Source organism: Nitrobacter hamburgensis X14 (assembly GCF_000013885.1).
Classification (GTDB): Bacteria; Pseudomonadota; Alphaproteobacteria; order Rhizobiales; family Xanthobacteraceae; genus Nitrobacter; species Nitrobacter hamburgensis.
Genome location: NC_007964.1, coordinates 2191523 through 2214343 on the forward strand (window position 1 = coordinate 2191523; position 22821 = coordinate 2214343).

Sequence of the window (22821 nt, forward strand, 5' to 3'; positions counted from 1 at the left end):
GATGCTGCTGCACCGCTCGGCGTAAACCTCAAACGGCCCTCAAGCCTATTCGCCAGAATTCGGTGGATCCGTCTTCATGATCTCCTCGGATGCCTTTGCGAGCAGAGCCCAAACCGACTGCGCGCGCGCGTGACCGTGCACAAAGCACTGGGCGTTACGTGGTGGAGTGCCGACAAGCGGATTGCTCGTCTCGCTCGCCTCAACCCGATAATCGGAGACCTCCGCCAGATCGGAAATGTTCGCGATTCGCATTGAAGCGATTGTGCGCCGCATTGGCTCAAATCCGCCCGGAACGAGATCGATCGTTACAACCAGCATTGCATCCCTCCTACTGCAAAATAGCTCAATCTAGTCTGAGCGCCGCGCCTTGCATCTCGACCGCGACTGCTGTGCTCCGCTGCTTGCCGTCGCAGTCCGTTGCTTCGGACGCCACTGGGTCGCGCCGCATGGTCATCCTCGATCAGCACAAGCGTTCTCATTGTTTTCTCCACCTAAATCGCATGGCCTTGGCAAAGCCTGGACCATGAGCACAGCGGCTGCTCCATGATGGCCTCCAGCGCGGGATCGGGATCGTGGCCATGTGGATCGACCCCTGTTGCGTTCGTGTCGTCAACTGGGATCGAATGATGCCCCGGCTGGCAGATCTCATGGCAAATGATCCTTGCTGCGTTTCGGCCATTGCCAGAGCTTGTAGATGGCGGGCAAAGACCGACTCGCGCGATCTCCGTGCAACACGAGCTGGCGACCGGCCGCGCGCTGCAGGCAGGGCTCGCAGATGTTGATCTCGAGCCAGCCGGGCGCGGCGTCGAATACTGCGCTCGGCCAGTGCCCCCCACATTGAAACGCCAGACCTCGGACCGGCTGGTTGTTGCCGGCACTATCGTCCTCGAGTGGCCGGCCACAGATGATGCAGGGGACCAGGCACGCAACTGGCCGCCGCCGCGGCAGCCGGATGTGGCCGCTCTCGTCGCAACCGAGCATCTTGCAGCGCTCGCGATACTCCTCATCTGTTTCGTCCGGATCGCGGTCGAGATGGTAGAGATCGTTATCGGCGCGGGCGCCTGGGTCCTGTTCGATGTCATCGCGGTGATCCGGCGGAAGGTCCGGCGCCTCGTCGAGGATGGATAGCGGCCCGTCGATCACGGCGTCGTGCGGTTTATCGGCTCCGCGGAGATATCTACGCCCGGCGACGGTACCGGCCGCATGCGTGACCCGGTGCCAGAGCCCGTTGGCGGGGCAGTCCTGCATCGCGTCGCGAAAGACGACCCTCAGGCCGCCCGCGCTGGCGATAACGTTGTCCGCGTCGAATTCGATCGTGTCGAGCAGTTCGCCGTTCTGGGTGATGGTGACCTTGATCATGGCTTCCACCCTTGCTTCGTGTTCACGCCGCACTCTCTTCGCTTTCTCCGGGATCAGTATCGTCGCCGGCCGGCGCGCCAAGTCGGTAGAGGCGATTCCAGCTTCGCGCCCAGTTGCGGTTGCAATCGAGCCAGATCACCTCCGAGGTGTGAATCGTCCGGCCGTCAGCGATCTGTGGATGGCCAGTGACGCGCCCGACCAGAACCATGAGCAGGCGCAGCCGACCATCGTCGCTGCTGGTGCGCGTGATGACTGCTCGCCAGCCCTGGAGCCGCGGCGCGCAGGCAAGCTCGGGTGGGGGAGGCGCCTTGCCCCTCAGGTAAGATGCGACCTCGCGTGCCCGCCGCACGCCGGCGCCGTTCTCGTCATCGTCGTCCGTCGACATGGTCAGTGCTCCCGATCTGGCGATCCTTTTTCATTGGCAGGCTCATGACGTTGCGGGCTCATGAGGACATGGCCTGATGACCGAGCCGATAGAGTCCGTTCCTCGTCCCGTTGCGATCAGCCAGACGAGCGGTGGCGTCGTGACGGGGGCGCGACCGGAACGCTGGGCGCGACCGGTGATCACCATCGCCGCCGCGAGCAGGATGGAAGACGGACATCCTGCGGCCTCGCACGCGAGCGCGACCCGCCAGTTCTCGAGGTAGGGGACTTCCGCACGCGCAAACCGGCTCGGTGCCTTGAGGTAGCTCTTCACATCGAGCTTCAGCAGCCGGTCGAGATGGCCTTGCGCGAGCGACATCAGTGCTTCACCGCGGTGGCGTTGCGGGCCTCGAGCGTCGCGGCAACGATCTTCTGCAGCTTGCGAAGCGACAGACCGGACCGCTCCCAGGCGCGCGCGATCACCGCGAGTTCGTCCGGCGCGAGCGGAGAGACAAATCCAGTCTCGCCGGCTTCGATTGCGATCTCCTTCAGCACACCAGCGGCAAGGAGCGGCAGGTGCTTCAGCGCTGGCGCGGCCACTTTGACGATGCGATAGCGATCCACCAGCGGGGCCGGCAATCCTTCGACACTGTTGGCGGTCGCGATGTGGGAGATCCAGGACAGGTCCAATTCGCAGTCGAGCGAGACGTCGCGATAGCGGCCGGCGGTCTCCCGCTCCAGGAACGGCAGGAGCGCCTCCCAGAGCCGGCCATTTCGCAAGGAGGTACCGGCCTTCTCGATCTCATCGACCAGCACAATGGGATTGGCGATCCGCGTCTGGTTGACCGCGCGGGCCGGCGCCGAGGGTACGGTGTTGCCCCAGCCCTTCGGGCTGCCACCAAACATGTTGTCCGAGGCGGAAGAGCCGTCATAGCGGTAGACCGGCAGCACCAAAAGCTCGGCGATCCGGCGCGCCAGGCGCGACTTGCCGCTGCCAGCGGGGCCGACCAGCAGGATCGGCGTAAGCCGCACCGGCTCTCCCTCGCGCAGGGGGCGCAGCATGAGGTCGACCGCGGTCGTGCCATGCGGATATTCGACAGTCAGCGTTGCGTGCACCGCGGCGAGGTCGCGGGCGACGACCAGTGGCAGGCGGGCATCGACCAGGTCCTTGAACTCGGAGTGGAAATTGTTGAGCTTGGTCGCCTTGTCCTTGGCCATCACGACAAGGCCGGGCGTATGCGGCGCGTCGCTCCGGCTCTCCTCGTTCTCGTCGCGCGAGGTCTGTTCGCTCGTGGCCGCCGGCAACCCATCGGAAGGATCGTCCCGCTCCAGCATCTCGATCCTGACGATGAGAAAGATGCTGCGGTCGCGGTCCGTAAAATCGCCCCGTGCCGCGCGCCACCAGACCATCAGCCGGCCAAGCGTGTCGGCCCGTGTCGTTCGCGCCGTCGGCCAGTCCCAGAGATGTTCGATGGCGTGGGCGAGCTGCGGCAGCACGATCTCGAAGGTTTGCGGGGCGGCCGGGTCGGCAGCGAGCATCAGTGCCGCGAGTGCCTCCTCGCCGCGGCCTGCGGCGAACAGCAGGTCGGCGAAGGTGCGGTTGGCTTGTTTGCAGCGGTCCTTCTCGCCCGACCAGAAATCGGCAGCGAGATCGTCGCGTGGGATGCCCGGGATTCCAGCAATATGCGACCAGAACAGGTGCGCGGCCGGCGGCCATCCCCACTGCCACAACAGCTCGACCGGCAACGGGGTGGAAGACGCTGTCCGCCGATCGAGGTCCTTCATATCGTCGGCCGCACTCATGCTGCCTTCTCCAAAGGATCGACGCCACCAGTGTTTGCGCGTCTTGCAGCCATCTCCCGGGGGGCCCATCGATCCGCCCTTGCTTGTGCCGCGGTTTCGCTTGATGACCGCGGCTGGTGAGGACGACGGACCTGCAGAAATCTCCTCACGCGCGGTACCTCGCAAGGGTCGCCGGTCCCAACGGCTGGGACATAAGCTCAAGGGACAGAAGATCGGCGCAGGCGAGCGCCAACACCGCAGGCAGCGGATCATGCTCGCTACGGATTGATTTCAGCAGCTCTCCGAGCGGCAACGGCCCCTCGTCGAGAAGCGCTTGCAGGATGCGCATGCGCAGCTCGGCGGAGACGGGCGCGCCACGGTACGACCAGACTAGCCGCGCGTTGGAGTACCGCGGCTCCCGGCGGATCTCTTCAGATGCCAGGACACAGGGCCTGACGTGGAGCTCGGTCAGCGCGATCTGAGCAAGGCTTTCTCCTTTGGCATCGGACAAGCGTCGGGCTGGAACAATGTCCAGCAGAAAACGGCCGTCGTCGCGCTGCACGACAATGGCGTCGAGCTCCATCTGCGCGGACGCATTGGCCACCGATGCAATGTATTCAATCGAGCGCACCTGCGGATCGAGCGACGCCTGGATGAGCGCGTCCAGTCGGGCAGGGTGTCGCGTCGGAATAGCGGCGATCGTCTTGGCGGAAACGAACAGATCGGGGCTACTTTTGGTTGCACTTGTCTGGAACGTACGCGACGTCGGCGGAAAGGCAGGGCGCATCGAACCCGTCCGTTTCGAGCGCTTGTAGATTTCGGTCATATCAGCCTCGCTCAGATTTCAATGACGAAGTTCGGATCAAAGCTCCGGTTGTCCCAGCTGCGGCACTCCGGCAGCCAGGGCCCGTAACCTTTCGCGTTCGACACCACGCGCGTGTGACCGATGATCGTGTCTTCGGACTCGTGGGTGTGACCGAAGATCCAGACGTCTGCAGGCCACAGAGCGTTCTTGCCGTCAGCGATGGGGGCCGGCCACATCAGCTCGGTCAGGTCGCTGCGATACGCCGCGGTCAGAATCTCCTCGTCGCTCAATCGAACGCCGGGATAGTGCGGAGCCAGCCGGTCGCCACGGCCCGGCATCGGCGCATGATGGGTGACAACCACCAGCATTCCGTCGCCCCGCGACTTGCGCATTTCGTCCTCGAGAAAAGCGCGCGATTCCCTATGCCGCGCCAGCGCGTGCGGCGGACGGAAGCGAAGCTGATATCTCGCTGTCCTGATCTTGCGGAAGTCGTTCATCCGCTCGCCGGCGACCCTCATGGCGCGGTGTTGATCTCCGAAGAGCTCGAAGTCGGTCCACAAGGTTGCGCCGGCAAACGTCACATGCCCGAGCCGAATCCACCGGTTGTGGAGCACGAACAGGCTGGTGCCATCGGCGGCTTCCATCGCCTTCTCGACGGTCCTGACCTCATCCGTCCCGTAGCTCTCATGATTGCCCATGACATAAATGATCGGCTTGTCGGGCACCCGCTCCAAGAGCCAGCGGACGCCGCGCTCGGCCCTCGGGATGAGATCGCCGGCGACGACAAGGACGTCGAAACGGGGGCGCTCCGCCGGGGGCGCCAGGTCCCAGCCGCGCGTCAATTCCACATGCAGATCCGACAAGATCCAGAGACGCATGTCGGTCAATCCTCGGTCTGATGAGCGTCCAGCGGCTCTCAACGGCTCAATGAACTCATCTGGCAATTCGTCGATGGCGCGCGCGAACACCCTGTCCGATGCACACGCGCATGGCGCACCGGGTCGCAGACGAATCTTCCTGTCGGCAAGCGCGGCGCCGATTTCGCCTTCCCAGCCGATCCCGAGCACATCGAATCTCTGCTTGATGACGAACTCGAACGTATCGTTCTGAGCCAGCCTGGGTTCAATCCGGGTGCAGAGCCGCTCCGGATGGCGCGCCAGCCGGTCTCGCGGAGAGGATACGCAAATGAGTGCTTGGGCTCGTCGGCCAGCAGGGGGTAGCCGACCGCCGACTCGGGGGGCCCCTCCAAAGGATGAAAGAGATCGCGATTGCGCCTCGATGCAGGCGGTCCGCCAACTCCGAACCTGCGCCATCTCATGCCTCCTCGATTCCGAGCGTGGCGGGGTCGACGTCGACAAAGGAGTCGGTCCCGCGGTCGTACCGGCGGCACCTGATCTCGCGCCGGTCGCCGGATCGCTCGTCGATGTAGATGTTCTCGAATCCGGCCCGGACCTCGACGAGCCTCCGGCCCTCGGCATGCGTCACGCAGCGCGTCGTAAGCCAGCCGTTGTCGTACAATTGGCCGAACTCGCCGCAGACTTCGCAGGTGCAGGCGGAACGCGCTTCCGCCAGGTCAATGGCTTCCGCAACCTTCGCCTCGGCGGCGGGGGAAAGCGCGCCGCTCCAGTAGAATCGCAAGGTCGCGTATTTTTCCTTGACCTGCGTCGCACAAAACGTGCCGCCCTCCGCGCGGACCGCCGCCCGGATTCGAACGCAGGCGCGCTCCAGCAGGTCGCGCCACCCGTCGCCGACCGACGGCCAGCCCATGGCTGCGGGCGGGTGACCGACCGGATGGAAAAGATCCGGGTAGGTCAACACCAGTTCGACCCGCCAATCCGGCAGAACTCGCGCCATCACACAACCTCAGCAGAACAATGCAAGTCAGAACAAAACAGGAACAATGATCAATGTCAATAGGAACATGTGTACATATGTAGATAGGTGGCATGGCAACTATGGCCATTTCGACGAAAGCTTCTTAAAATCAACAAGCTGTGGAGATTCGAGCCCGGCGAAGTTTCTTAGCGGCAAGCTTGGAGGGCAGATGTCTCAGGCGAAAAAGGTCGGCAGGAAGTCCAAGGGGGCCTCGACCGACAAGCGAAACTTTTTCGCGACAATGTCAGCCGACGTCATCAAGTCTCTCAAGCGCGCCGCTCTTGAGGACGATATTACCGCATCTGAGATCTTAGAAGAGGCCACGAAGGATTGGCTCACGCGGAGAGCCGGCGAGCGTGGCGCCAAGGGGCGAGGGTAGGCGTCCTGGACTTTATGAGTTTTGCCATGCGCGTATTTGTTGAATTCCCGCATTCCGTCGTCGCTGAGATGGGTGGGCGACTCAGGACTCACGAGCGTTCGCTGACATCTCGTGCAGTGGGCTCCAATATTTTTCCGCCGCCGAAATCGAAGCCGTTTTCAGTGCTCCACTTCATCTCTTTGTGATGCAATGCCCACCCTGATGGTCAGCGTCCAACTGGTCGAAGGCCATCGTGTACTGGATGTTTAGCGTTAAGCCTGCGGAGGCGACCTGAAAGTCGGGTGCGCTATCGGGCGTCCATCGGAGCGTTGCGGTCAATCCTTAAGCCATCGGCAAGCAGCATCAACGGCGACCATTCTTCGTTGCGAAGTTTCGCCCATGCAATCGGTTTGCGATCCAGCAGCCGAAGTCTGGATGATAGGGCAGGATCCGATTGCCTATCCGACAGAAGCGTACGTTCGACGGCCCGAAGTGCGCCGATGGTGTAGGTGATGCCCTGATGAGCGGATAGATCATTTTGATTTCTCATCGAGGCCCGTCGATACCTGCCATCATCAAAATTCGCCAGCATCAATGATCGTGTACCGGACGTCCCTGATCTCTTTAAGGGACCAATTGACGTACGACAGGACGCAGGGATCATCTGGACCAACGAACGTCTCGCGATGCAGGACAACGATGTTGCGCTTTTCCGCGGCTTCGTCGCGTTGCATCGCGGATTGATAGATTACCGCGTCGCAATTGAAGTAGTTCTGCAGGTACTCGGCAACGATCTGGGTTGCGATGTATTCGCGTTGCCTTTCGTGCGGGCGGACCGGCTTGCTGATGCCTTCCTGCATCTGATCGATGAAATCATATCGGCTGTGTTCGAAGAAACGATGCCGTTCAGCGGCACGTTGGTGGAAAACGGTGAAATCGAACACGCGCAGCGGCACGCGTGTGGCAAATTCTCCGACTGCGATTTTGTCGTCGATACCGGGTCGAAGTTCGGCTATCGCGGTTTCACGGGAGAAGGCGGCATAGAATGCGGGAATGAGCTCAACGTTCATTCGTCCTGGCTGCGTCCGGTTGACGGGCGGCGCACCGAGGTATGACGCGGGACTTGCGTTGATGACTTCCTCGGTAAGATCGTCGTTCAAAAGCCGGGCACGGTAGACGGTCTGACCGGCTGGTAGGTCGTAGAGGGGCTTAACTGGCCCTTCGCCGTATTCTTCAGGCTTTCCGAAGAGCTCGTCCAGCCGCTCCTTGATTCCAAAAAATCTACCGGAGAACTGGACCTGCTTGCAAAAGTCTTCCCACTCGAATGCGTATCGCTTGGCGAACCAGTAGTCATCCTGATCCGCCTGTTCCCGCGCGCGGGCGGCCGTGATCGACTCAAAGTTCGCAGCGTCCGTGTAGAATGGATCCGCTCCCTGCATGATGTCGTGGTCGGTGACGTCGGGCAGGGCGTCGATCACGGCCCTCAGCAGTTCGTCGGATGCCCCGAGTTCGTATGAAAAAATCTCCTCGTAGGGCTCGCCTTCGGTGCCGTAAATCACCCCATCCCTATCGGGATCGGGATCCACTGTCATGGTGTCGGCACCGAGCTGATAGTTCTCTCTGAACCACAGGTCGGCTTGTTCTGCGAATTGGTCGACGCTCACGCATGAAAAGCCTTCATGGTCCTCATCGAAATCGCAGACACTTTCGGTGCCAGCTCCCTCCAGCCACTTCCTTAGCGGTCCGTCGTCGATGCACTCCGTGCACAGCTTACGTTCGTCAGGCATTTATCTTCTCGAGAGGTCGATCGGACTAGGAGGAAAGTTATGGTCGGACCATCGCGACGCGCGCTCTTAGGAAGAGCCGCAATGGTCGTGATAGGCTAAGTGGTGCTACTTGCTGCAAATGATCTTCAAGTCGACGTCGACTGTCTGTTTCAAAAATGAAATAGCGGAGCCAAGAACCGACCTCTGACTTTGGCTTAGATCGGATTGTTTCACTCCGGGTTGAGCGATCACAACCTGGAAATCGATTGGCTTCAGCCGGCTTTTCTTTACGATCGAGCTCAGAACGGTGTTGTTGCCGACGATGAAGCGGGATCGATTTACGTTCCCGGAACCCGTCAACTTTTGCCTAGCCAGCATGTGGCGATTCAACGAGTTGAAATTTCCGCGCCAAACGGCCGACCTGACTGCCTGAGAGCTTACTTCCACGACATCCTTGACCCGCTTGCCTTCTGTGAGTCCGCCAGAAAACTTGCAGTGGACAAGCACGAGACGGATATGTTCGTCGGTCTCTTTCAGGCATATCAGATCGGCGGCTTCACCGGCGTCGTCGTCATTGAAAATGAGCTCGAAGTCCTCGTTTCGATAGTACTCTGCAACGAAGGCCTGGACCGAACGCGGCCGTTCGGAGCCTTTTTTCCAGATCGACTCCACCGTGATATCGACCTGGGAAGCTGGCCAATCCCATCCGATCAACGAGCGATCGTCGATATCGATGTCGAGCGGTTGGTTCTGCGCATAGAGGAGATTGCCCTCAAGTTCTTTTAGGTCCACGTATCTCACGAGCAGCGGATAGCCGTCGAGATACTCCTGCAGCGGCTCTTCGCGCTGACCGACCTTGATGGTCAGGGTTCTGTCGATGGTGAACCGGTAGCCCTCGGCATCGTCGAACGTCAGTTTGACGACGGCGTCGATTTCGCCGGAGATTGAGACCAGACGGAACACGAGCTCTGCCGACATCGAGTTTTCTTCGTCGTGTTCCCATTCGCAGAACGTTCCGGGTATTTCGACGACGCCATTCGTCACGAAGAACTTTTCATCCGATAGTTTCAGGAGTTCGGGAGGCCACTCGACCGAAAGGACGGTCTCGGACGGAAACGATCCTTTGACCTCGGTTGGAATGAGCACGTTCTTCAGGATCAGCGACGCGTCTATGGCTGGATCGATCAACTTGCGGCCGACGGGCACAGCCCATTTCACGAGTTGGGGTATGGTCCCTTGTGCTTTCGACCAGACCCGTCCTTTCGCCGAGCAGCCGGGCGTCACAAGCGAACCGTTCTCCCAGCCGCGGCCGTCCATGTTGGACTTGGTGGCGTTGGATGTCTCAGTGATCGTCAGTGCGTCCTGCACATCGGCTCCGGTGTACATGGCGAAGCTCATATTGCGGCGGCCATGCTTCCGGACACCAATATTGCTGAATATCAGGCGGTTGATTCCGCCAAGGCACCTGAAGACATCCTCTCCTTGGATGCGTTCTTGACCTCCCACAGCCTTCGCTAGGCCATCGTGCATGGAGTCTTTGTCGGAGGAGCTAATGTGAAGCAGTCGCTTCTCCTCGTCGTGGAAAAGGACGAACAGGTTCCACTGACGGTCGAGGATCTTCTTTCCACGACTCCAGCGGACCCTTTCCTCCTTCCGGCAGACGAAGAACACCAGCTTAGCATCGGGATTGTACCATGCGGCATGCACGGTCACCGACTCAGGGAGGCCGGCCTGAAAACGCTTCGGAGAGAACACTTGGCACCGGAAGACGATGGTGCTGAACTTCGGGCGCAGGAGACTTTGCGAAATTCGGAGCTCACTGACGTCCGATTCTTCGACGAGCGATTGTGAGGTCTTCAGGAATTCGATCAGTTCAGCATGTTCTCGGGCGGCCTTTGAGCTTTCTTCGCTTAGTATTGAATTCCAGTCTGCGTTCTCACTGTACAGGCGCTCCAGCTTGGTAGAGACCCGTGGATCCGCGATGTTGGCGATCACCGTTGCATCGCCGATGCGCTGCCCCGAGCTTCGCGTGAAGCGCCCGGTGAATTGCAACAGGACGGGCAGGCTTTTATGTAGGTCGTGAAGCGCGGCGATCTTGAGCTCGGGCAGGTCGAATCCTTCACCGAGCATATTGACGCAGATGACGATTCGGCTTGTCGCGTCCCTGACGTTCGATAGTGCATCTGAGATGATGGAATCCGTCATCTCAGAATGGACGACGATGGGATTCATCTCAGGGGCGATGCGGGCGTAGATGTCTTTGATCTGTGCTCCTCGCGGTATCTTCGCGCAGCGGGCCATCAGACGGTGATTAAGTCCGGAAGCGAGATCATTCCTGAGGGCTTTGACCGCCTCTTCGGCGATTGCAAGGTCCGATTGTTCCTCGTCGATCTCGCTCACGGGAAGGAACCTAATCGGCTTGAAATATCCGTCGCGCTGGGCCGCGGCCAGCGGATAGTTGAAGATAACGCGGCCGTCGACCAACTTTCCGTCCTGCCGGAAGGGCGTGGCGGTGAACTGCAAAATATGGTGCTGGCGAAAGTGCGCGCGGAAGTTGGCCCATGTCCTCGATGCGACATGATGCGCCTCATCGACGAAGAGGGAGCCGACCAGCGCAGCGATCTTTTCGAACATGGGCTCGGAAGAGTCGGCCCCGAGCGAGGCCATGACTCCAATAACGACGTTCGCTCCCCGGATAAGGTCCAGATCCTCTTCCGTCGTCGGCTCCTTGGTGATCACACTCACGATCGGATTGTGGATGTCCTCGTCTATGAGTTTAAGGAAGCGAAGCAGGCCGAGGCTACGGAATTTCCCGAGCGTCTGTACCCGCAGCGCATTGGAAGGCACTGCCACCAGGGTCGGCCCTCTACGGTAGTTGATGACGGTACAGAGCATTGTTTCTGTCTTGCCCGTTCCAGTGGGCATGACCACCGTGGCGGTCTCGTTCGGAAAAATGCTCCAATGCGCGCCAATCGAGTGCAGCGCGCCTATTTGTGGAGGACGTAGGCCTTCGTTTCCCGGGGCGACGATCCCGTCAGCGTCGGCTTCTTCGGTCCTGAAGCGGAAGCAATCTTTCCACGACGCTTCGATGCTTGCGGCGACCGCTGAAGCATTCGAGTGCATCCTGTCTTCGAAGTCCGCGAGCTTTTTATGCCATTGCCACCGGCCGGTGCCGTCCGTTCTACGCACGAGGACGGCTGTTATTCCGTCCGGTATCGACGCCAGCGGCTTTTCGACGACGACTATGCGGTCGCCGTCTCCGAGGTGATAGAGCTCGACGCTACTGCGTACCGAGACGGGTATCGTAGTGACCTCGTGGACGGTAGCAATGCGGGCAGGGGCGATTAGGCAGAAACGCCGGCCTATCCGGTGTTTCTGCTGATATTCGATTTCGGGCAGGTGTAGTGCCGCGCCGGTCGGAATGACCTTATCGGGGGCCTCACTATCGTCGTTGTGCGGCTCGCCAAGCTCAAGCATTTAACACTCCCGAAATGGATTTTCATTCTTCCAAATCAGATGGCAATCTCCGATTGATTCGGATCGGCTCAGCAATTGCGATTCGTGTCAATCAAAGATGGCTGGAAGCCGTTGGATTCAGGACTCGCGAAGGTCCAGTCAGGGAGTTTAGTCGGGCCTGAGAGCTTCGCCTCTTTAGCCAGAAATCGGTGGTAGATTTGCCTGCAAGTGGGGTCGGGGTGGCAAATAATGAAAAACATAGTGATTTGCTGCGATGGGACGGGGAACGAGATTAGCGAGAATATTTCGAATGTTCTGAAGCTCTATCGCGTGCTTCGTAAAACCGGAAAGACCCAGCCGCACCAAGTGGTGTTCTACGATCCGGGTGTCGGCACGCTGGCACGACCCGATCCATGGACCAAACTCAAGCAGGATGCCATCGCGGTGCTAGGGTTGGCGACAGGTTACGGCCTCGACGACAATGTCCTCGCGGCCTACGAGTTTCTGATCAATCAGTACGAGGACGGTGACGAGATCTATCTCTTTGGTTTCAGTCGCGGCGCTTACACGGTCCGCGTCCTTGCAGGCCTCATTCACAGGATCGGGCTTCTCTCGCCGCATCAGCGGAATCTCGCGGGCGCTGCGTTGACGGCGTACAAGCAGACAGGATCGGCTGCCGATCCCGTTCGGGCGGCAACGACAGAGGAATCCGAAGATACGGGAGAAGACGGTCAGTCTGTTGCCTCGACGAAGGACGACCGCGCGTCGCAGTTTGCGCGGATCGTTTCATCGAGATGGCCGACGATGAAATTCGTTGGGGTGTGGGACACAGTCGCCAGCGTGATCGTCCCGCGTCCGGACAGGTTCTACGCGTTCAGCCTGCAGACGCTGGCCAACACCAGAAGAAATCCTAGCGTTCGCATCTTCCGCCAGGCGATGGCGATCGACGAACGACGAAGAATGTTCAGGCTGGATGCCTGGGACGAGCCGCAGACCTTCATGCACAATAGGTTCAGCGCGACGAACAATGCGGAGCCGCAGAACGCGCAGCAGGTGTGGCTTTCAGGCGTGCATGCCGATATCGGGGGCGGCTATCCGGAACAGGAGAGCGGTCTCTCGAAATTTCCGCTGATCTGGATGATCGAAGAAGCGGTGAAGCACGGACTGGCCGTCGACTCCAGGACCGTGAACCAGTTGGCTTGGGGAGTGCAGAGAAAGGGAAGCCCGTTTAGCTACGTCCGACCTGATATCATGCGTGACCCACATGATTCCATGTCGACCGTCTGGCGCCTGGTCGAGCGGTTGCCGAAGGGAGACAAATACAAGGAATGGGCCACTCGAAAGTCGTTCCTCGGCCATTACATCCCCGCCGGCGAACCGCGCTTCATACCGCCCGAGGCATTTGTGCATCAATCCGTCTTGGATAGGATGGCCGCTGTCGCAAGTTATCGTCCCGAGAACTTTCCGGAAACGCCTAAGGTCGTTCCGATGTCCGCAGGCCAAGCCGATGGGGCGGAACCTGACGTATCCTAGAACGCCTTAGCGCCACCGCATCGTCGGAGCCACGTGCTTTAGGATCGATTCAATGACGTGCGCATTGTAGGCGACGCCGAGCTGGTTCGCGGGGCTCCGGTTCTTTTGCGATGCGTCGGCCCAATGGAGAAAGCCCTCATGGCTGCGAGCGCCGGAATTCTGATGTACCGGCAGACAAGCTCCGGGCTCGAAGTCCTGCTGGTTCATCCGGGCGGGCCTTTTTGGCGAAACAAGGACGAGGGGGCCTGGTCAATTCCAAAAGGCAAAATGGATGAGGGCGAGGACGCGGCTGTGGCTGCGCGGCGAGAGTTCCTCGAAGAGACAGGTTGCGTTCTTTCAGGTCCTCTTGAGCCGCTGGGCGACATCCGGCAGCGCGGTGGCAAGCGGGTGACCGCGTTTGCCGTCGAAGGCGATCTCGACGTCGATGCGATCGTGAGCAACACGTTCGAGATCGAATGGCCGCCGAAAGGCAGGAAGATGCTGTCCTTTCCCGAGATTGACCGCGCTGCCTGGTTCGATCTGCCCACCGCACACGTTAAAATTCTTCAGAGCCAGCGGACACTTCTCGATCGACTCGTCGCCCATACCGCGGTCTCAGCTCCATGACTAATTCCTTCAACCTCCAGCGGTTCGTCGATGCGCAGGCTCCGGTCTATTCGCTCGTTGTCGAGGAATTGCGCGGCGGCCGAAAGCGGAGCCACTGGATGTGGTTCGTGTTTCCCCAGATTGCCGGCCTCGGCCACAGCGCGATGGCTCAGCGGTTTGCTATCTCGTCGCGCGAGGAAGCGCTCGCCTACCTTGCGCATCCGCTCCTGGGATTCCGGCTGCGGGAATGCACGGCGCTCGTCAACGCCGTCGAGGGTCGGTCACTCCTGGATATCCTAGGAAGTCCCGACGACCTGAAATTCCGCTCATCTATGACGCTGTTCAATGCGGTCGGTTCGGATCCGGAATTCTCGGCGGCCCTGGCGAAATACTTTGACGCGAAGGCCGACCAAAGGACGCTGGAACTGCTGTCCGGGTAGGACATTGGCCAACCATAACCGGGCGAGCGTCAACCTGCCCGCTGACCGGCATGCGAAGCTCGCCCGATCCCGCTATGGAGGACCTAGAATTGCCGAAAGCCGCCATCTTCGACCTGGACGGCACGCTGCTGGACTCGGTGGATCGACCAGATCATCTAAATCACTACGGCCGCCGACGCTCTGATAATGCGCCGATGCGAAGTCAAAGCGTTCCTCTAGCTCTTTCGCGATATCGATCATGACACGCCTCACTATCCCGAGTAGGTGTTGAACCTTCCATCCTTCTCGCCGCGCCGGTAGCCGTGCGAGATTTGCTTTTCCAAAAACTCGTTCGCAACGATCGTCGCTCGCAGATCGCCGTCGCAAGCCTCAATCGCCTGCGCGACTGCGACTCCAAACTGTCGCTTTCGGGCGATTAATCTTGTTTAAGGTTTGCCGTCATTCACCGCGGCGTGCTGTCCCAGCAGCTTCGCCATCTTGGTCAGATGTTCGGGGCCGTCGTCACCGCTTAGAATGCCCATGAGGCGCTTTTCGCGTTCACCATCCGCGATCAAGTTTATTGCCAGTCGCCTACGTGCATTGCCGCGACGATCTTCAAGGCATCGGCTTCGCCGCACAATCACCTTCGCGGCCGTACCACGTCGCGCTGGCTGACTTGTACGTCAGGGAGCATTGGGTAGACACCGTCTGCAAGCTCAACAGCATCCCGTTTGACGGGACTGGCGAACGCATCCAACGGGAGGGGACGTGGTGCATCTACGAGTTCGCGGTGCAGCTTGATGCGATTCAGTTTGGGGACCGCTTTGAAGGGCGCTGGCTACGAGGCGAAGAATTCATGTATCCAGATCGGCCGAAAGGCTTACCGCAGCTTCGCGAGCCGCCTGATATGAATCGTTTTGGACGGCGACCGGGTGGAAGGTAAGTTAAAGAGGCAAACTGTGCTAAATCTCCACCCCGGGTTGCCCCTTTTAGTCAGACATCAATAGGAAAGAGGACGATGATCGGATCATTGATGATGTGCGTGAGTGTGGTGATTTTGCTGGCCGGCATGATTGCCGGCATCACAATGGGGATTCAGCAGAACTTTGTCCTTGCGCCGGCTCATGCTCACCTCAACCTGGTCGGCGGCGTACTGCTGTTTCTGTTTGGCCTCTATTACCGGGTGTTTCCGGCCGCAGGCCGAATGACGCTGGCCCGGATTCAGGGCTGGCTTCACATTCTCGGCAGCATTCTGTTTCCAACCGGAATAGCCCTCGTGCTTGTGGGCGGCAAGGCCTATATCGCAGCGCCCATCATCGGGTCGCTGGTCGTGGTGTTGGCCATGGCGCTGTTTGTGGTCGTGGTATTTCGCACCCGGGCGGCCGGTGACCGCGTCGCTGGCACATGAATGTGATCCGGACTGCGCCTGGAAATCCGCGCGCTTTCCGTTCTGAAGATCGGCCACCAAACCGTGTACCGTGGCGATGAACTCGGGATCCTGGAAGACGTCATGGTTCTCGTAACCGAGCCCTATCGCCAAAGCTCGCCGGGTCGTAATGCTGACTGGCTTTCCGGCTTCGACGCGCTGGATCGTGCGCACGTCTAGGCCAGCGGCGGCTGCCACCGCCTCCTGGGACCAGTGCGACGCCTCCCTGATACATTTCGTCCAAAATCCAAGGAGCTTGGGTTCGAGGGTGGTCATCGGTAACTCTGACATGGAATCTTGCCCTTTCGTTGATGATGCCATCAACCTGTCATTGGCTTCCGTATTTTGACACGACAGCTTCCCGACAGGGCCCCGTCAACCGGAGGCACTTGGGTCGTCAACGTGCCAAGCAAAGCACGGCGCGGATATCCCGGCGTACCCGTCTGGCCTAATCCTCTCGTTAAAGAGTTGAATAACCGGGAGTTTCTCTCAAGTCGCGAGGACAGAACTGCTGGCATTCTCTGATCTGTCGCGTTAATTGAAACCCCAACCATCGTCCCCGTCGCGCCACGTATTCGAGGAAACGACCTTGGCCTTCAAAAGTGCACAGCCACCCGAAGCGGTGCCAGATAGCCCCGAAAAAATCCTTCTGGAACTGCCTCGGCGCAAGATTCCGAGCGTGCTGCTGCATCAGGGACAGATGATGCAAAAGTACGTTGCGGAGGCGCAAAGCGCCCCTGACGTCGCGCTGCAACTGCCGACGGGAAGCGGCAAGACGCTTGTCGGTCTCCTGATTGGGGAGTGGCTTCGACGGAAGAACCAGGAGCGCGTCGTTTTTCTTTGCCCGACCCGCCAGCTTGTCAATCAGGTGGTTCAACAGGCCGAACAGCAATACGGCCTCAATGTTCATGGGTTCGTCGGATCGAAACACGATTTCGACGCAGGGGCCATAGCTGACTACCAGGCGGCTCGGAGAATCGCCGTCACCACCTACAGCGCGCTGTTCAATATTCGGCCGATACCCCAAACATCATCATCTGCGATGATGCGCACGCGTCCGAAAACTACATCGCATCGATGTGGAGCCTGTCCATACAGCGCAACGATCACGAACATGCTACGCTGCATGAAGCGTTGTCCAACCTGTTCCAGCCGCTTCTCGATGCAACAGATTTTGGCCGGCTCACGGGTGAGATCGACGACAACCTCGCCGATGCAGCCTGGGTGGAGAAATTGCCGACACCGGCCTTTGCGCCGATTGCGGCAGAATTTGTTGGCATCGTCGACCAGCACGTCGGACCAATCGAGGATCTCCGTTACACGTGGCGGCTTCTACGAGACAATTTGCACGCCTGTCACGTCTATCTCACCCCACAGCAGATCTACGTTCGTCCGCTCATTCCACCAACGTGGACCCACACACCCTTCACGGCTGCGCGGCAACGCATCTACATGTCTGCGACGCTGGGCGAAGGCGGCGACCTTGAACGTCTGACGGGCAGGCAAAACATCACACGGCTTCCTGTGCCGCCGGGATGGGACCGCCAAGGTATCGGGCGCCGGTTCTTCATCTTTCCCGAAATGACGTTAGATTCCGACGAGACGGACGAACTGCGTCAGACGTTGATGCAGCGGGTGCCGCGAAGCGTTTTCCTAGTGCCAAATGACCGGACGAAGGACGAAGTTGTCCGGGAGGCTCGGTCGCTCGGCATCACCACATTCGATGCAACAGCAATCGAAGAATCCAAGGCCGGGTTCGTTACGGCGACCGGCGCCGCCGCCGTGTTCGCCAACCGTTACGACGGCATCGATTTTCCGGGCGACGAATGCCGACTGCTCTTCCTCGATGGCCTGCCGAGGACGACCAACCCGCAGGAGCGCTTCTTCGTTGCCAAGATGGGCGCGAACGCGCTGCTCCAGGGCCGAATCCAGACGCGGGTCGTGCAGGCGGTTGGCCGCTGCACGCGGTCTCTCCAGGATTATTCGGCCGTCGTGGTGACCGGCAGCGAACTGACGGACTATCTAAACAGTCCGGCCAGGCTGAGTTTTCTGCATCCTGAGTTGCAGGCCGAATTGGATTTCGGCGCGCGCCAATCGACCAGCGTCTCGATCGCAGACTTGGTCGAGAACTTCGACATCTTCCTGCGCAACGATGCGGCGTGGGAGGCCGTCAATCGTCAAATCCTGGCCAAGCGCGACACCGCTACGCAGGCAACGCCTTCGGGTGTCGGTCAGCTTCAGGCGGTCGTAACGGCGGAGATCAATTATCAAAGGAACCTGTGGCAAAAGCATTACGAAGGCGCTGTCGAGAACGCAGGGCAAGTACTCGCGGCGCTCACGGATCCATCATTGCAGGGCTACCGTGCCTTGTGGAATTACCTGGCCGGTGCTGCGGCCGCATACGGCGAAGGCGCCGGCGTTGGCGGCATGAGCGCGCGTGCACGCATACACTTTGCCGCCGCGCGCGATGCGGCGGGCGCCATTCGGTGGCTTGCATCACTCGCGCGTTATCGCGCCGAGCTACCCACAGTCTCTACAGAGAACCATGCCCTACAGGGACAGATTGAGCGCCTTGAAACGATGCTACTAAAACTGGGCACAAAGCATGAAGCGCGTTTTGCCCAAAGAGAAAAGACGATCCTTGACGGACTGAACTCTGCCGACACGACTCAGTTTGAGATCGCGCATAAGGACCTCGGCGAAATGCTTGGGTTTGACGCAGGCCACCATGAATCGGATGCGTCGCCCGATCCTTGGTGGACGTCCGGCAAATATTGTCTGGTGTTCGAGGATCATTCAGGGGCTGACCCAAAATCGTCGCTCGGGGCTGACAAGGCGCGCCAGACCACCGGACATCCGAAATGGATGAAGGCGAATACCACCATCACGCACGTCACAGAGCACACCGAGATTCTCTCGGTCCTGGTAACGCCTGTGAAGAGGGCAGAGGCTGGCGCATTCCCACATCTCAGTGACGTTGCTTTGTGGCCGCTGGCTGATTTCCGGGTTTGGGCCCGAGAGGCGCTGAACGTCGTGCGGCAGTTGCGGCGAACGATGGGCGATGAATGCAATCTCGCTTGGCGCGCAGAGGCACAGGCGGCTTTTGAGGAGAAGGGATACGATGCGGCAGGGCTTATCAGATCCTTGGCTGGGTCCAATGCAGCGAAGGGATTGAAGAAATAGCGAGAGAGCAAGTCGCCGAATGATCATGATTTCGTCGCACTGCATCACCTCGTAGCGTGTTGTGATCGTTGTTAGCCGCGAACGCGACGGAATTCGCCAGGGTCGATCAGGTAAGCATTCCAACCACCGCGCACTACTTGAACTCCATCAAGAACTCGATCCCTCGATGTGCTGGACGTTGAATACGCGTTGGGTGCACGTATCGCCCACGACTTTGAAATCTAGTCCTGAAACGAAAAGGCGTAGCCACCTGCGAAACTCTCGAAGCCAGCACCACCGGCGACCTGCCATTAATCATCATGTAGAGAACAAATAGCGAACTTTTCGTCTGAGTCAATCCGAAATTTGCTTCGGCGATTTTGCCGATCTGTCTTATGCGATGGGCGAGATTGCTCCCTCTGGGTCGACGATTTCTGACTTACGTCACGCAGCTGCTGTTCGATGAACCTTCCGCATGCGAGCAAAAGGTCGCATCCAAGAAGCGGTGTGTAGTGAGAACGCTCGACTTTGCCTGGAATCGCGTAGCTCGTAAGTTCGGGTGAATTCACGGAGCAAACGAGCAGTGGCGATCCATCCCAACATAAGACGTCTCGATATAAGTCGCTTCAGGTGTATCGAGCATCTCGAGTGGCGGCCCGACCAGGGCGTCAATGTCTTGGTCGGTGGTGGCGACTCGGGCAAGAGCACCGTGCTCCATGCGATAGCGTTGCTCTTCAGCCCTACGAATATGGTCCAAGTGTTCGAGACCGACTATTTCAATCGTAGCAGTGAGCAGGGCTTCTCGATCGAAGCGGTCGTCGAGCTTCCAGAAGAAGTCGGCATAGGCAATCTTCAACAAACATTGTGGCCTTGGGCGTGGAACAAGCAGGCCGCTGTTCTCCCCAATCCCGATGTGTCCGGCGGACCGGAAACGCCAGTTTATCGCTTTCGCGCACGAGGGACCAACGAACTCGAGCTCACCTGGGAAGTCATTCAGCCGAACGACGAGGTCGTCGGATTGCCTGTCGGATTGCGTCGCAAGATCGGCGTCGTCCGCCTGGCCAACGATGATCGCAATGATCGCGATCTCCGCCTAGTCGCAGGCTCCGCGCTCGATCGGTTGCTCTCGAGCGGCAATCTTAAATCCCGGATCAATAAGCAGATCGCGGAGACGGACCTAGCCACCGCGCTTCTCGATAGCGAGATTGAGGCCCTCCGAACGTTGGGTACAACGCTGGAAAAGGCGGGCCTTCCGCACGACCTCGCACTTGGCCTCACAAGCAGTCAGGGACTGTCGATCGGAGCACTCATCGGCCTGCTGGCCAGCCGCGACGGCGTCATGCTTCCGCTGGCCAGTTGGGGTGCCGGCACGCGTCGTATGTCGTCGTTGGAGATCGCCGCAAGCACTGAATCTGCCACCAGGTTGACGATCATCGATGAGATCGAGAGAGGGCTTGAGCCCTATCGACTCCGGCAACTCATCGCCAAACTGGACGACGGGGGCGGGCAGTGTTTCGTTACCACGCACAGCCCGGTCGCGGTCGCGGCATCAGGAAACGGACAATCCGCATTGTGGTTCGTGGATGCGAAGGCTCAGATCGGATCTCTGCCGCGGGAAGCCATTGAGCGTCAGCAGAAGCGCGATCCGGAGACGTTCCTGGCGAAGCTTCCAATCATCGCCGAGGGGGTCACTGAAGTCGGATTTCTACGCAGGGTCCTTCGGAATGCGTTCACTGCGCCGCCTGCATTTTTGGGCCTCAGGGTCTGCGACGGTGGCGGGAATGATGCCATGCTTGGATTGTTGGAGGCGCTGCGGAGCGCCGGGTTATCAATTGGAGCATTCTGTGACGACGAAGGTAGGTTCTCCGGTCGGTGGAAGGCAGTCTCTGAAGCCTTAGGTCCGCGTTTCTTCCAATGGTCCAAGGGGTGTTTGGAGGAGAACGTTATCAAACATGTCATGGATAAAGATCTAATGGCGCTCGCGCTCGACCCCGAAGGGGCGTCCGGCCGGAGGTTACGCACGATTGCGGTTCGATTGAACCTGTCGGTCAAGGACGAAACGAGCATTCTGAACGCCTGCGGAACTCCCGAATATCGGTATGCAAAACTGCGATCGATCATCATCGCCGCAGCGACTGGCGACGATGAAGGAGCGCCGAACGACGAGGCAAAGAAGGAATGGAGGAGGCACAGCCAAGAATGGTTTAAATCCCTGCAAGGCGGAGCCGAACTGGCGGTCAAGGCGATGGATTTGAAAGTTTGGCCGAAGATCGAGGCGGATCTCTTGCCGTTTATCAATGCGCTGGGCTCCGCATTTGGTCAGGCACCTCTATCTCCGGGGGCGCTGAAGCCGTGAAAGACGATGAGGTCGCCGACCTCTTGAGGTCGGAGGTGCCGCTGGTCGTCATCGAAGCGCCAGCCGGATGCGGCAAGACACACCAAGGTGCGCTCTTCGCCGCAGAAATTGCGGCCCGCAACAAGCGGGGCCGACTTCTCATCCTAACCCATACTCATGCGGCAAGGTCCGTCTTCGCTGACCGGATACAAAGCGGATCGGTGGCGATCAGAACGATCGACAGCTTTCTCGTTGAGATCGCAACGGCATATCACGCCGCACTGGACTTACCGCTAGACGTCGGTAGATGGGCACGCGAGAGCGGCAAATACGACGAGGCGGCCAAGCGGTGTCGCCATCTTCTCGAGGGCTCTTCGATGGTTTCGAGCGCGTTGGCTGACCGTCATCCATGGATCGTCTGTGACGAACATCAGGACGCGAGCGAAGACCAGCATCGCGCCATCATGGCGATACATGCCGCGGGCGCCAGGGCGCGCTTCTTCGGCGATCCCATGCAGATGATTTTTGCAAAGAGCGATGGAGATATCCGAAGAAATGTCGAACGCTGGGAAGGGTTGAAGGCGCTAGGCGCGTGGGGAGAACTCGAACACCCACATCGCTGGCTTCCGCATTCCCCTGACCTCGGTGAGTGGGTTCTGGAGGCGCGCCGCACCCTTCGCGACGGTGGAATCATTGATTTAACAGGGCGCTTACCGCGCGGACTTTCGGTGCATTTCGCCGAGAACTCAGCTTCCGTACCGAACAAGGCAATGAGCATGACTGCCGGGCATCGGGCGCCCATCAGCGCGTTAACACGCGGCGACCGTTCGTTGCTGGTGCTTGCGGTCGGAACGGAACGTGTCGAACATCTCAATAGTTTCTTCGGCAGGTCGATGCCGATCTGGGAAGGACACCGTCGAGATCATCTCACGGCCCTGGTCGCGTGCGTCCGGTCGGCGTCAGGCGATCTCGGCTTGATATCCGACGGTTTCCTGCAATTCGTCTATGCGACGACCGCAAGATTCTCTGCTTCGAGCCACGGAAATCGGCTGAAAGTCCAAATTGCGGAAAGATGTTCGAGACGGGCACGAGGCGCAACGATCCATCTACAGACGATGGCCCGGCATCTGATGGACGAACCTGATCACCGGGGAGTGGCACGCGCTCTCCACAAATTCACCGAACTCGTCCGCGCAAGGGAGGATGGGTTCGCGGAGGTGACCTTGGACCTCAAGGCCGAAATCCGTGACGCCATACAGATCGGACGCTTTGCGGACGTAGACGAAGGGTTTGCAGAAATCTCACGTCGCCGCTCATTCACGCATCCGCAGCCGGCGCCGCGAAGCATCAGCACGGTTCACAAATCGAAGGGGCTCGAATGCGACAACGCCTTAATGATGCTATGTGACAAGCAGTCGTTCTCGAACAGTCGTTACAAACGACGGCTGTTCTATGTCGGAATCAGTCGTGCCAAGAGATCGCTCGCTCTTGTCCTTTCGCGCAACCATCCAATTCCGTTCCTCACAATTTGAGTTCGGAGATCGATTACGTGAGCTAGGTAAATTCCGGTGGGGTGCGTCCTCGCGCAATTCCCGAA

General features: G+C 59.5%; 21 protein-coding genes and 3 pseudogenes. 10 read left to right on the forward strand and 14 right to left on the reverse strand.

Features of this window, described 5'->3' with window-relative positions:
- Window positions 1-45 precede the first annotated feature (45 nt).
- The 8 genes from NHAM_RS10070 to NHAM_RS10105 all read right to left on the reverse strand — a co-directional run bounded on the left by NHAM_RS10070 (window position 46) and on the right by NHAM_RS10105 (window position 6163).
- A complete protein-coding gene (locus NHAM_RS10070) occupies window positions 46-318 on the reverse strand; it encodes a hypothetical protein (RefSeq protein ID WP_011510455.1) in 273 nt (90 codons plus the stop codon).
- Window positions 319-645: 327 nt separating this feature from the next.
- Window positions 646-1359, reverse strand: coding sequence for a hypothetical protein (locus NHAM_RS10075; protein ID WP_011510456.1), 714 nt, complete (start codon window positions 1357-1359; stop codon window positions 646-648).
- 22 nt (window positions 1360-1381) lie between these two features.
- The gene (locus tag NHAM_RS10080; protein WP_011510457.1) at window positions 1382-1744 is read right to left on the reverse strand and encodes a DUF6634 family protein; all 363 of its coding nucleotides are present in this window, start codon (window positions 1742-1744) and stop codon (window positions 1382-1384) included.
- Between the two features lie 42 nt (window positions 1745-1786).
- Window positions 1787-2101, reverse strand: a complete 315-nt coding sequence (locus tag NHAM_RS10085) for a hypothetical protein (protein WP_011510458.1) — start codon at window positions 2099-2101, stop codon at window positions 1787-1789.
- Window positions 2101-3525: an AAA family ATPase gene (locus tag NHAM_RS23995; protein WP_049769323.1), complete on the reverse strand. Its 1425-nt coding sequence runs from the start codon at window positions 3523-3525 to the stop codon at window positions 2101-2103. The genes NHAM_RS10085 and NHAM_RS23995 overlap by 1 nt, the downstream gene beginning before the upstream one ends.
- 145 nt (window positions 3526-3670) lie before the next feature.
- Complete coding sequence (locus NHAM_RS10095) at window positions 3671-4330, reverse strand: hypothetical protein (protein WP_011510460.1); 660 nt, start codon at window positions 4328-4330, stop codon at window positions 3671-3673.
- Window positions 4331-4341: 11 nt separating this feature from the next.
- Complete coding sequence (locus NHAM_RS10100) at window positions 4342-5187, reverse strand: metallophosphoesterase (protein WP_011510461.1); 846 nt, start codon at window positions 5185-5187, stop codon at window positions 4342-4344.
- Window positions 5188-5623: 436 nt separating this feature from the next.
- Entirely contained in the window at window positions 5624-6163 is a 540-nt protein-coding gene (locus NHAM_RS10105) for a hypothetical protein (protein ID WP_011510462.1), read from the reverse strand.
- A 190-nt stretch (window positions 6164-6353) separates the two neighbouring features.
- Between NHAM_RS10105 and NHAM_RS10110 the strand changes: the two genes are divergently transcribed.
- Complete coding sequence (locus NHAM_RS10110; RefSeq protein WP_041357940.1) at window positions 6354-6563, forward strand: hypothetical protein; 210 nt, start codon at window positions 6354-6356, stop codon at window positions 6561-6563.
- A gap of 286 nt (window positions 6564-6849) precedes the next feature.
- On the opposite strand, the gene NHAM_RS10115 is transcribed toward NHAM_RS10110, so the two are convergent.
- From NHAM_RS10115 to NHAM_RS10125, 3 genes are all read right to left on the reverse strand, one after another.
- Window positions 6850-7134, reverse strand: a complete 285-nt coding sequence (locus NHAM_RS10115) for a hypothetical protein (protein WP_157043590.1) — start codon at window positions 7132-7134, stop codon at window positions 6850-6852.
- The gene (locus NHAM_RS10120) at window positions 7118-8020 is read right to left on the reverse strand and encodes an RES family NAD+ phosphorylase (protein ID WP_198137022.1); all 903 of its coding nucleotides are present in this window, start codon (window positions 8018-8020) and stop codon (window positions 7118-7120) included. Before NHAM_RS10120 ends, NHAM_RS10115 begins: the two co-directional genes overlap by 17 nt.
- A gap of 414 nt (window positions 8021-8434) precedes the next feature.
- Window positions 8435-11785 (reverse strand): DEAD/DEAH box helicase, encoded by a 3351-nt coding sequence (locus tag NHAM_RS10125; RefSeq protein WP_011510465.1) that lies wholly within the window; start codon window positions 11783-11785, stop codon window positions 8435-8437.
- Between the two features lie 228 nt (window positions 11786-12013).
- Here NHAM_RS10125 and NHAM_RS10130 point away from each other — a divergent pair, with 228 nt between their 5' ends.
- Window positions 12014-13297, forward strand: coding sequence for a DUF2235 domain-containing protein (locus NHAM_RS10130; protein WP_011510466.1), 1284 nt, complete (start codon window positions 12014-12016; stop codon window positions 13295-13297).
- A 6-nt stretch (window positions 13298-13303) separates the two neighbouring features.
- On the opposite strand, the pseudogene NHAM_RS27540 reads toward NHAM_RS10130, so the two are convergent.
- Window positions 13304-13384, reverse strand: a pseudogene (locus NHAM_RS27540) (flavin-dependent oxidoreductase); the annotation flags it as partial.
- A 51-nt stretch (window positions 13385-13435) separates the two neighbouring features.
- Here NHAM_RS27540 and NHAM_RS10135 point away from each other — a divergent pair.
- The 4 genes from NHAM_RS10135 to NHAM_RS10150 all read left to right on the forward strand — a co-directional run bounded on the left by NHAM_RS10135 (window position 13436) and on the right by NHAM_RS10150 (window position 15709).
- Window positions 13436-13903, forward strand: a complete 468-nt coding sequence (locus NHAM_RS10135; protein ID WP_011510467.1) for an NUDIX domain-containing protein — start codon at window positions 13436-13438, stop codon at window positions 13901-13903.
- Entirely contained in the window at window positions 13900-14322 is a 423-nt protein-coding gene (locus NHAM_RS10140; protein ID WP_011510468.1) for a DUF1810 domain-containing protein, read from the forward strand. Before NHAM_RS10135 ends, NHAM_RS10140 begins: the two co-directional genes overlap by 4 nt.
- Window positions 14323-14881: 559 nt before the next feature.
- The gene (locus tag NHAM_RS10145) at window positions 14882-15244 is read left to right on the forward strand and encodes a hypothetical protein (protein WP_198136915.1); all 363 of its coding nucleotides are present in this window, start codon (window positions 14882-14884) and stop codon (window positions 15242-15244) included.
- Between the two features lie 75 nt (window positions 15245-15319).
- Window positions 15320-15709 carry a hypothetical protein gene (locus tag NHAM_RS10150; protein ID WP_011510470.1) on the forward strand — a complete coding sequence of 130 codons (390 nt, stop codon included), beginning with the start codon at window positions 15320-15322 and terminating at the stop codon, window positions 15707-15709.
- A 174-nt stretch (window positions 15710-15883) separates the two neighbouring features.
- Here NHAM_RS10150 and NHAM_RS26655 read toward each other — a convergent pair.
- A pseudogene (locus NHAM_RS26655) lies at window positions 15884-16048 on the reverse strand (hypothetical protein); the annotation flags it as partial.
- 382 nt (window positions 16049-16430) lie between these two features.
- On the opposite strand from NHAM_RS26655, the pseudogene NHAM_RS29270 reads away from it, so the two are divergent.
- A pseudogene (locus NHAM_RS29270) lies at window positions 16431-16682 on the forward strand (DEAD/DEAH box helicase); the annotation flags it as partial.
- Between the two features lie 35 nt (window positions 16683-16717).
- Here NHAM_RS29270 and NHAM_RS28165 read toward each other — a convergent pair.
- Window positions 16718-17020, reverse strand: a complete 303-nt coding sequence (locus NHAM_RS28165; protein WP_245269867.1) for a hypothetical protein — start codon at window positions 17018-17020, stop codon at window positions 16718-16720.
- Window positions 17021-17353: 333 nt separating this feature from the next.
- On the opposite strand from NHAM_RS28165, the gene NHAM_RS27550 reads away from it, so the two are divergent.
- The 3 genes from NHAM_RS27550 (at window position 17354) to NHAM_RS10165 (ending at window position 22756) form a co-directional block, all read left to right on the forward strand.
- Window positions 17354-18910, forward strand: a complete 1557-nt coding sequence (locus tag NHAM_RS27550) for a helicase C-terminal domain-containing protein (protein WP_198136917.1) — start codon at window positions 17354-17356, stop codon at window positions 18908-18910.
- 562 nt (window positions 18911-19472) lie between these two features.
- Window positions 19473-21245 carry an ATP-dependent nuclease gene (locus NHAM_RS10160; RefSeq protein WP_011510473.1) on the forward strand — a complete coding sequence of 591 codons (1773 nt, stop codon included), beginning with the start codon at window positions 19473-19475 and terminating at the stop codon, window positions 21243-21245.
- Window positions 21242-22756 (forward strand): UvrD-helicase domain-containing protein, encoded by a 1515-nt coding sequence (locus NHAM_RS10165; protein WP_011510474.1) that lies wholly within the window; start codon window positions 21242-21244, stop codon window positions 22754-22756. Before NHAM_RS10160 ends, NHAM_RS10165 begins: the two co-directional genes overlap by 4 nt.
- Window positions 22757-22821: the final 65 nt, after the last annotated feature.